Source organism: Anaerococcus cruorum (assembly GCF_046365495.1).
In the GTDB taxonomy this organism is placed as follows: domain Bacteria; phylum Bacillota; class Clostridia; order Tissierellales; family Peptoniphilaceae; genus Anaerococcus; species Anaerococcus cruorum.
This window is the reverse complement of record NZ_JBGMEH010000001.1, coordinates 246,044-260,262: the sequence shown is the minus strand read 5'-3', so window position 1 is coordinate 260,262 and position 14,219 is coordinate 246,044. Positions and strand designations below refer to the sequence as shown.

Here is a 14,219-nt window from a genome sequence, read left to right as displayed (position 1 = left end):
GGGTAATATGAAAACAATTAAAAGATATTTATCAGTAGCTTTTCTAGCCTTATTTGCCTTTACAGGCTGTTCTTTAGAAGGACAAGATAATAATGCTAACACAGACACAAAAACAGAAACAAGTGATACAGCTCAAACACCAAAATCAGAGGGTAATCTTAAGATAGGAGTATCACTTTCTACACTTAACAACCCATTTTTCGTATCTATTAGAGAGGGTATTCAAGAAGGTGCTGGAGAAGATGCAGAAACAATAGTTTCTGATGCACAAAATGATTCCTCAGCTCAAAGTAACCAAGTAGAAGACTTAATCACTCAAGGGGTAGATTTAATTATTATAAACCCAGTTGACTCAACAGCTATTGCTCCATCAGTTGAAAAAGCAAATGAAGCAAATATTCCAGTTATCTGTGTCGATAGGGGAACAGATTCAGGAGATATAGTAAGCTTTATAGCAAGTAACAACGTTGAAGGCGGCAAGATGGCTGGAGAATTTATCTTAGAACAAGTTGGTGAAAATGCAGAAGTTATTCAACTAGAAGGCATTCCTGGAGCAAGCTCTACTCGTGAGAGAGGAGAAGGCTTTAGCGAAGCTACAAATGGAAAAATTAACCTTGTAGCTAGTCAAACAGCAAACTTTGATAGAGCAGAAGGTATGAGTGTTATGGAAAACCTACTTCAAGCTCATGCAGATGTAAAAGCAGTTTTCTGCCAAAATGATGAAATGGCTCTAGGAGCTAGTGAAGCAATTAAAGCTTCTGGTAAAGATATAGTAGTAGTTGGTTTTGATGGAAATGATGATGCCATAAGTGCAGTAGAAGATGGATCCATGTCAGCAACAGTTGCCCAAAAACCAAAAGAAATGGGTAAACTTGCTATAGAAACTGCTATTAAATACCTAAAAGGTGAAACAGTAGACGAACAAATTGACTCACCACTAGAATTAGTTAAGTAATAAAGCTTAAATTCCCGATAAATCCCATAAAAAGGGCCGGTAGCAAAACTACCAGCTCTTTATTTTTATCCTATTTTTTAAGTTCTTCTAGAAAGTCTACTTTTTCTCCATCAACAACTCTTGATGGAATACCGATTCTGGATTCTTCTCTTACTTCTTTGTAGCCATCGAAATTGTCACGGTATTTTAACAGTCTTTTTAGATTTGGCAAGCTTTCAGAAATATTTATTATTTCTACATCTTCATATTTGTCTGGATTTGCCTCTTGGTCTTTAAAGACTCTTTGGCAATGTGGACATTTATCACTTACAAAAATTTCTGTTTTACTCATCTTATCCTCCTGTAATTGACATAAGAAAAATGTATACCATTTTCTTCGTAGTTTTGAGATTCACTTACAAGCTCAAAATCTTTGTCTTGGTCAAAATTATGCAAATAGGTATCAGCATCTTTTTTTGCCTTTATTTTTGTAATAATGGCTTCATCGATATATGGTAAAAATATATCGACAATTTCTGCTCCGCCTATTACAAAAGCTTCTTTTTTGCTGTCTTTAATATAATTTAAAATATCATCTGGATTATTAAAAATTTGGGCATTATCCGCTTCATAATCCAGATTTCTAGTTAAAATAATATTTTCCCTACCTGGCAAAGCTTGACCTATTGATTCATAAGTATTTCTACCCATTATCACAATATTTCCATAAGTAGTTTCCTTAAAGTGCTTTAAATCCTTTTTTATATGAAAAAGCATCTCATTATCCCTACCTATGCCCCAATTTTCATCAACTGCTAATATTAATTTCATTTTTTTAACTCCTAGACCTATAATACCCATTATCAATGGGTAAAATACTAGAAAAGGAGCGAATATGTTTTATAAAGCAAATTATATTATTTTAGAAGATAAAGTTTTAGAAAATTATTATATGGAAGTAGAAAATGGTAAAATCAAGTCATTTTCTAAAGATGAACCAGAAGAATATGAAGATCTGGGAGAAATAATTGCCCCAGGTCTAGTAGATACCCACATCCACGGTTACCATGGAGAAGATATCATGAATGCCAAAAAAGGTGCTTTAGAAATTATTTCAAAGGGCCTTTTAGAAACAGGAGTTACCAGCTTTTTACCAACAACTCTTACAGATTCTACAGAAAAATTAGATGAAGCATGTCGAGTTGTTGGTGAAGAATACAAAGATGTTACCGGTGCAAAGGTGCGTGGGGTTTTCTTAGAAGGCCCATTTTTTACAGAAAAATATAAGGGTGCTCAAAATGAAAAGTATATGTCAGACCCAGATATAGAAAAACTTAAAAAATGGAAAGACTTATCAGATGGTTTAGTAAATAAAATAGCCATAGCTCCAGAGCGAGAAGGAGTAGCAGATTTTATTCATAAGGCAAATGCCATGGGCGTTGCAGTAGCCCTTGGCCATTCTGATGCAAGTTATGAAGATGCTATGGCTGCAGTAGATGAGGGAGCAAATATATTTGTCCACACCTATAATGGCATGAGCGGCCTGCACCATAGAAATCCTGGCATGGTAGGAGCAGCTATGAATTCAGATGCCATTAGCGAATTAATTTGCGATGGCCACCATGTAAACCCAGCCAGTGCAAATATTTTAATGAATGCAAAGGGTTGTGATAAAATAGCCCTAATTACTGATTGCATGTCAGCAGGTGGTATGGCAGATGGTGATTACAAACTAGGAGAGTTTGATGTAATAGTAGCAAATGGAACAGCTAGGCTAAAAGAAGGTGGCAACCTAGCAGGATCCATTTTAAAATTAAAAGATGCAGTAAAAAATGTTGTCGACTGGGAAATAGCAGACGTCTTTGAAGCAATCCAAATGGCAAGCCTAATCCCAGCAAAGTCTGTGGGCATAGATCATGTGTGTGGAAAATTAAAGGTCGGTTATGATGCAGACTTTATAGTCCTAGACCAATCTTTAGAGTTAAAATCTACATTTATAGACGGACAAAGAGTATATGGATAAAAAAACAGGCTGATGCATTTTATAGTGCACCAGCCTGTTTTTAATTCTTTTGATTTCTATCATAACATTTAGATGTAAGATGTGTATCAAAAAATGAAACTATTGGACCCATTAAAAATGCGTTTGCAACAGTACCTATTCCAAGCACTGCCCTACCAATAAATCCTATTATTACAGAAATTACATCGCAAATTATATGAGAGTATTTGTACTGAAGTCCATTTATTTTATCAGTCATTATTAGCTGAATGGCATCATAGGCTCCACCACCAAGGTCAGATTTTAAGTAAAAAGAAATTCCTAACCCATTAAGATTAAACTGACTCCAAAAATAAGAATTTTCAAAGTGAGATTGGCATTTATAAAAGCGCTAAGAAGAGACTCGCGTGTCAAATCTGCAAAAAACCCAATCAAGCTCACATTTAAAATTGTTGTAATTTCTATAAGTTTACGGTCAATAAATAACACAATTGCAATAATTATTCCATTAACTATAGGATAAATTGTTCCAAAACTCAAATTTAATAAGTTTCCTACACCATAAATAAAAGCGGTAAAAGGATCTACCCCAAGTCCACTCATTTGAATCCCACCAACAGCAATACCATCTATAATTACACCAAAAAGCCCCATTAATAGCCTGGTTATAAATTTTTCTTTATTTTTCATAATTCCTATTTACTAAAAATTTCACTAAGTTATTATAACCTATTGATGCTGATGTGAAATAATTATATATTTTAAAAATTCTTATGTATTTATAAAAATTATTTAAGTATCAAACATAAAGAATATATACTAAAAAAAAACAAAATATTTATGCTTACGTTTTCTCATGAAGCTCTACCATGGTATAATAAGCTTAGAATCTTTTAAAAAGGAGTTTTACTATGAAATTTTTCTTGGATACTGCAAACGTTAACGAAATAAAAAGAATCAATGACTTAGGTCTTGTTGATGGGGTTACTACTAATCCTTCTTTAATCAATAAAGAAGGTCGTGATTTTAGGGAAGTTATTGCTGAAATTACTGAATTAATTGATGGTCCTGTTTCTGCTGAGGTTACTAGCTATGATTATGAGGGCATGGTAGAGCAAGCTCGTGACCTTGCTAAGTGGGCTAGTAATGTTGTTGTAAAAATTCCTATGACTGAAGATGGTTTAAAAGCTATCCATACATTAAGTAAGGAAAGAATAAAAACTAACTGCACATTAATTTTCTCTGTTGCTCAAGGGATTATGGCTATGAAAGCTGGAGCTACTTTCATTTCTCCATTCATGGGTAGAGTGGATGATATGGGTGAAGATGGGGCGCAGCTGATAGCTGAGCTTCGTGATGTTATTGATATTTACGGTTATGATTCAGAAATCATTGCTGCAAGTATCAGACACATCAATCACCTTGAAAAAGCAGCTTTAGCTGGTGCACACATTGCAACTATTCCAGGTTCATTATTTGAAAAATTGTGGACACATCCTCTTACCACTGCTGGTATAGCAGCCTTTGTAAAAGACTGGGATGATTTTGAATCTAGAAATAAATAATAAATAGGGTGGGTCAAGAGGCCCTCCCTATTTTGCTTGGCTGATTTAATTGCTATTAAAAATCTCTTGATGTTATAATATATATCAGGAGATTTTTTTTGAAATTAATAAGGAGAAATTATGTTTAACAAAAATGATGATCGTGCAATTAGTGCTATTCGTGCGCTATCTCTGGCTCAAATAGAGGCGGCAAACAGTGGTCACCCAGGACTTCCTATGGGGGCTGCGCCAATGGCTTATGTTTTATGGAATAAATTTTTAAAGGCAAATCCTAAAAATACTGACTGGTTTAACCGTGATAGATTTATCTTATCAGCAGGTCATGGTTCTTCTATGCTTTATTCTTTATTGCATTTAGCTGGATATGATTTAAGTATTGAAGATTTAAGAGACTTTAGACAATTAAGTGCAAAGGCTGCAGGTCACCCAGAGCGCGGCCATGTTGATGGAGTAGAAGTAACTACTGGACCACTTGGCCAAGGTTTTGCTCAAGCAGTTGGTATTGCAATGGCTGAAAAACATTTGGCAGCAATGTATAACAAGGATGATGCACAAATAATTGATCACTACACATATGTACTTTGTGGTGATGGTGACCTTATGGAAGGTATTTCCTATGAGGCAATGAGCCTTGCAGGTCATTTAAATCTTTCAAAACTAATAGTGCTTTATGATTCAAATGATATTTGCCTAGATGGTGCTACAAATACAACCTTCTCAGAAGATATCAAAAAACGTGCAGAATCATTAAATTGGAATTATTTAAAAGTTGAAGATGGCAGAGACCTTGATCAAATTTATGCAGCTATTAATGATGCTAAAGGCAATCTACAAGGGCCAACATTAATTGAAGTAAAAACAATTATTGGTTACGGGTCAACTAACCAAGGGACAAATAAAGTCCATGGGGCGCCAATTGGTGAGGAAGAATTTAAAAAAGCTAAAGAAATCTACGAATGGACTGAAGATGACTTTAATATCCCAGATGATATTTACCAAACTTTTGCTGATGGCATCGTAAAGACTGGTGAAGAAGAAAATCAAAAATGGGATGATCTTTTAAAAACATATGAAGAAAAATATCCAGAAGACTACAAAAATCTAATGGCAGGTATTAACCGCGAATTACCAGAAAACTTTATAGATGAAGTTAAAAAATACTCAGCAGATGATAAAGCAATAGCAACTCGTGCATCAAATGGAGAAATCATCCAAGATTTAGCCAAAATTAACCCAAACTTCTGGGGTGGATCTGCAGACTTATTCTCATCAAATAAAACAAATATTAAGAATACAGTAGCATTTACGGATAGAACTCCAGAAGGACGCAATGTTTGGTATGGTGTGCGTGAATTTGCTATGGCTGCTATTGGAAATGGTATCATTGCCCACGGCGGAACTTGGCATCACGTTTCAACATTTTTTGTATTTACAGATTATTTAAAACCAGCTATTAGATTATCTGCATTGTCAAAATTACCTTTAACATATGTAATGACTCACGATTCAATCGCAGTTGGTGAAGATGGGCCAACCCACGAGCCTATCGAGCAATTAGCAATGATAAGATCAATTCCAGATACAATTATGCTAAGACCAGCTGATGCAAATGAAACAAGACTTGCTTGGAAACTTGCCCTAGAATCAAAAGAAAAACCAGTAGTAATGGCCCTTACTCGTCAAAATGTAGGAAACCTTGCTGAAACTGAAAATATTACAGATATCAACAAGGGTGCTTATGTAATTTCAGATAGTGAGGGAAGACCAGATGCTATTATTATTGCAACAGGATCCGAAGTAGAACTTGCCCTAGAAACTAAAAAATTATTAGCAGAAAATGGCAAAAATATCCGTGTAGTTTCTATGCCATCTATGGAATTATTTAGAGAGCAAGATGAAGCCTACAAAGAAGAAGTCTTACCAAAAGAAGTTACAAATAGAATTTCTCTTGAAATGGGATCTACTTTTGGCTGGGCAGAATGGACTGGCACAGATGGACTAAATATCGGTATAGATACATTTGGTTTATCAGGAAAAGGTAACGAAGTTACAGAAGAATTTGGTTTTACACCAGAAAAAGTTGCTGAAAAAATCACTAATAAATATTTTAACTAAAATATAAATTTTTAAGCTATATCCTCAAATTATTAAAATTTGGGGATATTTTTATTCTCTTATGGCTAAAAATTTATGGTATTATATTACTTAGATAAACAGAAATGAGGAGTAAATGCAAAAAGAGAAAAACTTGTGGGATTTATTTAAATCAACATTTTATTTATCAGCTTTTACCTTTGGTGGGGGATATGTAATTTTATCTTTAATGAAAGAAACTTTTGTAGAAAAATTAGGTTGGATAGATAAAGAAGAGATGTTAGATATGACAGCCATTGCCCAATCAGCACCAGGTGCAGTTGCAGTAAATGCTGCAGTCGTTGTTGGTTTTGAAACTTTAGGTTTGCCTGGAATGTTGGTTGCGATTTTAGGAACTATCTTACCACCCCTTATAATTATTTCTCTAATATCTATAGCTTATCAGGCTTTTATTACAAACCAGTATATAGCCTTGTTTTTAAAGGGTATGCAGGCTGGAGTAGGTGCTTTAATAATAAAAGTTGTAATTGATATGGCAAGAGACTTATTAAAAAATAAAGATCCAATTATCCCTTTTATAATGGTTATAAGCTTTGTGCTAGGATTTTTCTTTGATGTAAATGTAGTATATATTATCTTATCTTTAATTGTAATTGGAATGATTTATACATTTGTGAAAAGAGGTAGCCATGCTGATTAAGTTATTTATAAGTTTTTTAAAAATCGGTCTATTTTCCTTTGGTGGAGGCTATGCAGCCCTTCCTATCATCCAAGAAGAAGTGGTAGACTTAAATAATTGGCTGTCTTTAAGTGAGTTTAATGATTTAATTACCATATCTCAAATGACCCCAGGACCTATTGCTATAAATTCAGCTACCTTTGTTGGAACCCGTCTAGCAGGTTTGCCTGGAGCATTGGCAGCAACTATTGGTTGTGTTTTGCCATCAGCAATTATTGTTGGAACAATTTCTTATTTTTATAAAAAGTATAAAAATTTAGATGCCATGACCAATGTCCTATACTTCCTAAGGCCAGCCATTGTTTCTATGATTTTGATAGCAGGAGTACAGATTTTAAGGACAGCATTTTTTGCAAGTGATGCTATTGCTTTTGCAAATCTTGACTATTTAATGGTTGGTATTTTTGTTCTAAGCCTTTTTACTATGTTTAAATTTAAAATTGATCCGATAAAAATTATGCTTGCTAGCGGAGTAGTTTATCTACTCATTTCTGTTTTTATACTTTAAGGAAAATGTATGAAAGTAAATTTAAAAGATAAAAATACTGCGATTTTATTTACGCTTTTTGCTATGTTTTTATGGGGATCTGCAGTCCCAACTATAAAAACAACTTATAGGATTCTCGATGTTACTGGAACTGATACTGGAGCTCAAATTTTAATAGCAGGTATAAGATTTTTTCTAGCTGGAGTTTTGGCCTTTATTTATTACAAGACTATTAATAAGAAAAAGGTGAAAAAAAGAGAATATTGATTGGAAATATATAATTGTTCTTTCACTCATCCAAACCTTTATTCAATATATGATTTATTATATAGGTATGAGTAATACTGCCGGCATCAAGGCATCTATTATTCAAGCTATGAATTCTTTCATTGTAGTTATTTTATCAGCAATAATGCTACCAAGTGAAAAAATAAACAGTAAAACTATCCTTGCAATTTTATTAGGAACTTTGGGAATAGTAGTTGTAAATGGTGGTCTTACAAATTTTAGAAGCGGTTTTAGCCTAATAGGTGAGGGTTTTATTTTGATTGCCACAAGTTTTAATGCCCTATCTGCAGTTTATGTAAGAAAATATGGCGCTAGTCAAAATGAATTTTTTGTGACTGCTGTGCAATTTATCCTAGGTTCTGTGCCATTAATCATAATTGGCCTTATTATGAACACCAATACACTAATTTTTACACCCCTTGCAATTATTTTACTAATCTATGGAGCTTTCATTTCTGCAACAGCTTATGTGATTTGGAATATAGTTTTAAAATATCATGCAGCAGGGGAAATGGGCATGTATAAATTATTCATCCCTATATTTGGATCTATCTTATCAGTACTTATTTTAAGAGAAACTTTTACTGTAAACCTACTTATAGGTCTCATCTTAGTTATACTCGGCTCTTTGATTTTAAATATTAATAAGGATAAAAAATTTACTAAGAAAAATTAGATTAAAAAACTCTACTAGGTTTTACCAAGTAGAGTTTTTATTTATGTTATATTTATAGTATAAAATCATCAAGTTTTACAAAAACAGGCATGCCATTTTCATAACTTTGTTCTATACTTCCTGTTATAAGAGGGAGGGTATAGGAAGTAATTTTTTCTTCTAGAGTCTTTTTATCTACTAGCCAATCTTTAGGGATTTTCATTTCCTTATTGGCGATTTTTTCTGGACTTACAGCTTCATAGTAAACTTCGTAGCTAGCGGTATCTTTTCTTTTTAAAACAGGGATAAGATTAGTTTTATCCATGCCAATTTCAATAGCTTTGTAGCCTAAGTTATATGCTTCACTGGCATCCGTTTTACTAATGAGATTGCTGGTTCTTTGAACAATAGAAAGTTCTACTGCACGAGATTTTATTTTAAGCTTATTACGAACAATATCAGCTAACCTACTTGCTACTCCAGAGACTATTTTATGACCAAAGGCATCATTTTTATTGGTAAATGTTTCTTCATCTAATCTATTTTCTTTATCTCTAAAACCTTCTGCTACAGCAACTATAAGATTATTTTCATATTTTAAGGCATCTTCGATTTCATCAAAAACTTGGTCTAGAGATTTTTGATCTTCTGGTAAGTAAACAAGGTTTACAACTTCCTTGTCCATTTTATAATTTGCACTTAGAGCAGAAGTGGCAAGCCATCCTGCGTGTCTGCCCATGATTTCTACAAAGGTAACTGATTTTAAATCGTAAATATCCACATCAGTTCTAAGAGTTCTTAAAGTGGATGCTATGTATTTTGCAGCAGATCCAAATCCTGGAGAGTGATCCATTTCCATTAAGTCATTGTCAATAGTTTTTGGACAACCTATTATGTTTATATCAGTTATATTATTTTCCTTCATATAGACATTTAGCTTCATAACTGTATCCATAGAGTCATTTCCGCCTATGTAGACAAAGGTTGATATTTCATAAGCCTTTAAAGTCTTAAATATTTTTTCAAAAACCTCATCATCAAAAGACTCTGGAAGCTTAAAACGACATGACCCTAGGATAGAAGAAGGTCTAGCCATTAATTTATCTTTAATATTATTATTCTTATATTTTTCCTTATCTACTTCCTTGATTTCATCATTTATTATCCCCTCAATACCATGAAGGCTTAAATAAATTTTATCAAAATCATTTTCTATTCCTGCAGAAATTACTCCAGCAAGGGAAGAATTGATAACACTAGTCGGTCCACCAGATTGAGCCACTATAATATTCATTAATTATTCTCCTTTTTTATATTAGTTACTAATAATACCTTACTATAAATTTTATCATTATCTTAATATAGATAATCATTAGTATTTTTATAAAGGTGTGAAGCTTTTTCTATAATAGTTTTTAAAATGATTTATCAAGAATGATAGCATGTTCATTTTATTAATTAATCTATCAGCAAAATATTAATTTATAAATTTACGTAAAACTTAATTTAGTACAAACTTTTCTAAATAATCCGCTATTCCGTCTTCATCATTTGATAAGGTGACATAGTCCGCTATTTCTTTTATCTTTTCTACCGCATTGCCCATAGCAACTCCTGTGCCAGCTACTTCTATCATTGTTTCATCATTTAATTCATCACCAAAGGCAATTATATCTTTTTGGTCAATATTATAATATTTTGCAATCTCTAATAAACTATTGCCTTTTGAAAGATCTTTTGGCATGATTTCGTAATAAAATCTTTGGCTTCTGACTTGGGCGGTTGTTTCTCCGTAGGTGTTGATTAAAAACTCTAGGTGTTCGTCGAGTATTTCTGGATCATTGGCAAAAATAATTTTGTTTGGACCAAAATCTAAATTTTCGCGAAGTCCTTCTATAGCTTCTGTCTCAACTTTTAGTAAGTTTCTTTCAACATCCAAATATTTATTTTCTGAATCAGAAATGATCTTATCTCCACTTGGAATAATTATTTCAAGTGGCAAATCTTTGGTAGCGGTTAAAATTTCTTTGGCTAGATCCAAATCCAAAGTGTGGTTAGAAATTACTTCACCAGTTTTAAAATTTGTTATCGATCCGCCATTATAATTTGAAAGAAGTCCGCCATATTTTTCAAATTCTAATTCTTTCGCAAGATATCCTACTCCAGAAGTTGGACGTCCAGAAACTATTGCAACTTTATGGCCTTCTTCTCCAGCCTTTATCAAAGTTTCTTTGGTTTTTGGAGAAATTTCGTTGTTGCTATTTAAAAGTGTTCCGTCTACATCTACTGCTATTAATTTCATATTATTTTCCTTAATTAATAAAAAGGTATCACTACTGATACCTTAAATTTTTCTAACTTCGATTAAATCATCACCATGGCTTACTTCACCATATTTTAATACGGTTATTTCATAGCCATCTGGATTTGTAACTATGATTGGTGATTGGGTAAGTTTATCGTTGGATTTTATTTGTTCTATGTCAAATTCTAAAAGTAAATCTCCTTTTTTAACATTTTGGTCTTGGCTGGTTTTTATATTAAAAGGTGCGCCTGCAAGGTCTACTGTATCAAGACCTATATGAATTAAAATTTCAAGTCCACTATCAGATGTTATGCCAATAGCATGTCCTGTTTCAGCCACCATGGTTATAGTTCCATCAACTGGTGCATAAACTTTACCCACACTTGGAATAATCATTGTGCCTTTTCCTACAATATTTTGAGCAAAAACTTGGTCGTCGCATTCAGCTATATTTTTTGCTTCACCACTCATAGGTGCGAGTATTATATTATCACTTGCTTGTGTATTTTCGTTTGTTTTTGATTTAAAGAGATCAAATAATCCCATACATTCCTCCTTAAGTTTTTTAGACTGTTCTATAATTATACCCGTAATTATTATCGACTTTTTTATAAAAAAAAATGAAATTGTAACATATGTTACCGACTTTTAATGGAATCTATTTTATACTATAATCATAGTAGATATTTAACATTTAAATTTACAAAAGGAGTAATATATGTTTTGTTATCAATGTCAAGAAACAGCAAAAAATGAAGGATGTACCATCCAAGGTGTTTGCGGTAAAAAAGAAGATACTGCAAATAGCCAAGATTTATTAATATACGTAACAAAAGGACTTGCTGAAGTTGCTAATAGACTAGGTGAGGATAATGAAAAAGTTTATGATAAAATTTCAAAAAACTTATTCGTAACAATTACAAATGCAAACTTTGATACAGAAGCAATCTTTAAAATAGTTAAAGAAACTATTCAAATGAAAGATGAGCTTTTAGAAAAAGTTGAAGATAAAGAAGGTCTATCTGATTTTGCTCTTTATTCATCCATGGATGATAGCGAATTAGAAAGAAAAGCTGTTGAAGTTGGTGTTTTAAATATAGTAAATGAAGATGAAAGAAGTCTTACAGAACTTACTACATATGGTCTAAAAGGGATGGCTGCTTATAACCACCATGCAAATGTATTAGGTTATAGAGATGTGGAAGTTGATAGATTTATCGCTAAAGCACTTGAAGAGACAACAAAAGCTGATAAAGAAGTACCAAATCTAATTGACCTTGTAATGGCAACTGGTGAACACGGTGTAAAAGCTATGGCTCTTTTAGATAAGGCAAATACAACAAGCTATGGTAACCCAGAAATCACAGAAGTAGATTATTCTGCAGGTAACAAACCAGGAATTCTTATTTCAGGCCACGACCTACACGATATGAAAATGCTTCTAGAACAAAGTAAAGATAGTGGAGTAGAAATTTATACTCACTCAGAAATGCTTCCTGCAAACTACTATCCAGAATTTAAACAATACGACCACTTCCACGGAAATTATGGTTCATCTTGGTGGCACCAAAATGAAGAATTTGAAGCTTTCAATGGTCCAATCTTAATGACAACAAACTGTATTGTTCCAATGAAAAAAGATAATACTTACCAAGATAAAATGTTTACATCAGGCCAAGCAGGATATCCAGGTTGCAAACACATCGAAGCTGATGAAAATGGCTACAAAGACTTCTCTGAAATCATTGAATTAGCTAAAACTTGTGAAGCTCCAACAAATCTTGAAGATTTAAAAGTAGTAGGTGGATTTGCTCACAATCAAGTTATCCAATTAGCTGATAAAGTTGTAGAAGAAGTTAAAGCTGGCAATATCAAAAAATTCGTAGTAATGGGTGGATGTGACGGTAGATTTAAAGAAAGAAATTACTACTCAGAATTTGCCCAAGGCCTACCAGAAGATCACGTAATCCTAACAGCAGGTTGTGCAAAATATAGATACAACAAATTAGGACTTGGAGATATAAATGGTATTCCAAGAGTACTAGATGCTGGTCAATGTAATGACTCATACTCACTTGTACAAATTGCACTAGCACTTAAAGATGCTTTTGGATTAGACGATATCAACGATTTACCAATTGAATATAATATTGCTTGGTATGAACAAAAAGCAGTAATAGTATTACTAGCTTTACTAAGTCTAGGAATAAAAAATATCCACCTAGGACCAACACTACCAGCATTCTTATCACCAACAGTTGTAGATTTCTTAGTAGAAAACTTTGGCATTGCTCCAATTTCTACAGTAGAAGAAGATTTAGCAACAATGACAGCTTAATAAAATATTTTAATCAGGTTCTAAAAAGGACCTGATTTTTTTATACAAAATATTTTAGATAAGTAAATTAATTAGTAAAATACATTGAAAAATTTACTTTCTTTTTTTATACTTATCTTGAGGTGAAATATGAATTTAAGAGAAATTGCACTTTTTAAAAACTTATCTGATGAAGAATTAAAAATATTGACTCAAAAAACAAAATTTGAAGAAAAAATCTATTCAAAAGATTCGCAAATATTTACTGTTGGAGAAGTCACAGGTGCTATGTATTACTTGATTGAAGGTAGTATTTTAGTTTATAAAATAGACCCTAATGGTAAAAGATTTATCATTAGAAAGTTTAATAAACCAGCCATATTTGGAGAAGTATACTCCTATTTTGAAGAATCCTTTGATTTTTCTGCTCAAGCAGAAACTGATTCCAAAGTACTTGTAATCCATGATTTTAAAAAACTTTTTGCAGATGATATACCAAGAAATTTTTTAATCTCCTATACAAACTTAGTTTCTAAAAAATGCTTGCAACTAAGTAGATCAAATCAGATTACTTCTCAATCTACGCTAAGGCAAAAAATAGCAAAATATTTAATAATAAATGAAGAAAATGAAATGGTAAAAACTGATTTATCTCGCGAAGAATGGGCTGATATATTAGCTACTACTAGACCATCTCTTTCCAGAGAACTTTCCAATATGGTTGATGATGGACTTATCGAAGTTAAGGATAAAATTATAAAAATAAAAAATCGTAGTCTTTTAGCTGATATCATTTAGGAAAAAACGGGGTATCAAAGCATTAAGGAGAGGAT

At 32.7% G+C, this 14,219-nt stretch carries 17 protein-coding genes; 10 read left to right on the top strand and 7 right to left on the bottom strand.

The window, feature by feature from the left end:
- Positions 1–7 precede the first annotated feature (7 nt).
- Complete coding sequence (locus ACCQ40_RS01335; protein WP_410032285.1) at positions 8–955, top strand: D-ribose ABC transporter substrate-binding protein; 948 nt, start codon at positions 8–10, stop codon at positions 953–955.
- A 70-nt stretch (positions 956–1,025) separates the two neighbouring features.
- Here the strand turns inward: ACCQ40_RS01335 and ACCQ40_RS01330 are convergent, their stop codons facing one another.
- A complete protein-coding gene (locus ACCQ40_RS01330; RefSeq protein WP_394010672.1) occupies positions 1,026–1,286 on the bottom strand; it encodes a hypothetical protein in 261 nt (86 codons plus the stop codon).
- Positions 1,283–1,765, bottom strand: a complete 483-nt coding sequence (locus ACCQ40_RS01325; protein WP_410032284.1) for a dihydrofolate reductase — start codon at positions 1,763–1,765, stop codon at positions 1,283–1,285. Before ACCQ40_RS01325 ends, ACCQ40_RS01330 begins: the two co-directional genes overlap by 4 nt.
- 64 nt (positions 1,766–1,829) lie before the next feature.
- Here ACCQ40_RS01325 and nagA point away from each other — a divergent pair, with 64 nt between their 5' ends.
- Positions 1,830–2,957, top strand: a complete 1,128-nt coding sequence (gene nagA, locus ACCQ40_RS01320) for an N-acetylglucosamine-6-phosphate deacetylase (protein ID WP_410032283.1) — start codon at positions 1,830–1,832, stop codon at positions 2,955–2,957.
- Between the two features lie 40 nt (positions 2,958–2,997).
- On the opposite strand, the gene ACCQ40_RS01315 is transcribed toward nagA, so the two are convergent.
- Positions 2,998–3,195, bottom strand: a complete 198-nt coding sequence (locus ACCQ40_RS01315; RefSeq protein ID WP_394010669.1) for a hypothetical protein — start codon at positions 3,193–3,195, stop codon at positions 2,998–3,000.
- 62 nt (positions 3,196–3,257) lie between these two features.
- Positions 3,258–3,626: a hypothetical protein gene (locus ACCQ40_RS01310; RefSeq protein ID WP_394010668.1), complete on the bottom strand. Its 369-nt coding sequence runs from the start codon at positions 3,624–3,626 to the stop codon at positions 3,258–3,260.
- Positions 3,627–3,847: 221 nt separating this feature from the next.
- Here ACCQ40_RS01310 and fsa point away from each other — a divergent pair, with 221 nt between their 5' ends.
- The 6 genes from fsa to ACCQ40_RS01280 all read left to right on the top strand — a co-directional run bounded on the left by fsa (position 3,848) and on the right by ACCQ40_RS01280 (position 8,785).
- A complete protein-coding gene (gene fsa / locus ACCQ40_RS01305; RefSeq protein WP_410032282.1) occupies positions 3,848–4,501 on the top strand; it encodes a fructose-6-phosphate aldolase in 654 nt (217 codons plus the stop codon).
- 120 nt (positions 4,502–4,621) lie between these two features.
- Positions 4,622–6,616 (top strand): transketolase, encoded by a 1,995-nt coding sequence (gene tkt, locus ACCQ40_RS01300; protein ID WP_410032281.1) that lies wholly within the window; start codon positions 4,622–4,624, stop codon positions 6,614–6,616.
- Positions 6,617–6,731: 115 nt separating this feature from the next.
- Positions 6,732–7,295, top strand: coding sequence for a chromate transporter (locus ACCQ40_RS01295; RefSeq protein ID WP_410032280.1), 564 nt, complete (start codon positions 6,732–6,734; stop codon positions 7,293–7,295).
- Entirely contained in the window at positions 7,285–7,842 is a 558-nt protein-coding gene (locus ACCQ40_RS01290; protein WP_394010664.1) for a chromate transporter, read from the top strand. Before ACCQ40_RS01295 ends, ACCQ40_RS01290 begins: the two co-directional genes overlap by 11 nt.
- Before the next feature lie 9 nt (positions 7,843–7,851).
- On the top strand, positions 7,852–8,088 hold the full coding sequence (locus ACCQ40_RS01285) for a hypothetical protein (protein ID WP_410032279.1): 237 nt from the start codon (positions 7,852–7,854) through the stop codon (positions 8,086–8,088).
- A 49-nt stretch (positions 8,089–8,137) separates the two neighbouring features.
- Positions 8,138–8,785 carry a DMT family transporter gene (locus ACCQ40_RS01280; RefSeq protein WP_410032278.1) on the top strand — a complete coding sequence of 216 codons (648 nt, stop codon included), beginning with the start codon at positions 8,138–8,140 and terminating at the stop codon, positions 8,783–8,785.
- Between the two features lie 52 nt (positions 8,786–8,837).
- On the opposite strand, the gene ACCQ40_RS01275 is transcribed toward ACCQ40_RS01280, so the two are convergent.
- From ACCQ40_RS01275 to ACCQ40_RS01265, 3 genes are all read right to left on the bottom strand, one after another.
- Positions 8,838–10,058, bottom strand: coding sequence for a diphosphate--fructose-6-phosphate 1-phosphotransferase (locus tag ACCQ40_RS01275; RefSeq protein WP_410032277.1), 1,221 nt, complete (start codon positions 10,056–10,058; stop codon positions 8,838–8,840).
- Positions 10,059–10,265: 207 nt separating this feature from the next.
- Positions 10,266–11,066, bottom strand: coding sequence for a Cof-type HAD-IIB family hydrolase (locus ACCQ40_RS01270; protein ID WP_410032276.1), 801 nt, complete (start codon positions 11,064–11,066; stop codon positions 10,266–10,268).
- A 42-nt stretch (positions 11,067–11,108) separates the two neighbouring features.
- Positions 11,109–11,615, bottom strand: coding sequence for a PTS sugar transporter subunit IIA (locus ACCQ40_RS01265; protein WP_410032275.1), 507 nt, complete (start codon positions 11,613–11,615; stop codon positions 11,109–11,111).
- A gap of 172 nt (positions 11,616–11,787) precedes the next feature.
- Between ACCQ40_RS01265 and hcp the strand changes: the two genes are divergently transcribed.
- Both hcp and ACCQ40_RS01255 read left to right on the top strand, forming a co-directional pair.
- The gene (hcp, locus tag ACCQ40_RS01260) at positions 11,788–13,407 is read left to right on the top strand and encodes a hydroxylamine reductase (protein ID WP_410032274.1); all 1,620 of its coding nucleotides are present in this window, start codon (positions 11,788–11,790) and stop codon (positions 13,405–13,407) included.
- A gap of 129 nt (positions 13,408–13,536) precedes the next feature.
- Positions 13,537–14,184, top strand: a complete 648-nt coding sequence (locus ACCQ40_RS01255; protein WP_410032273.1) for a Crp/Fnr family transcriptional regulator — start codon at positions 13,537–13,539, stop codon at positions 14,182–14,184.
- The last annotated feature ends 35 nt before the right edge of the window (positions 14,185–14,219 follow it).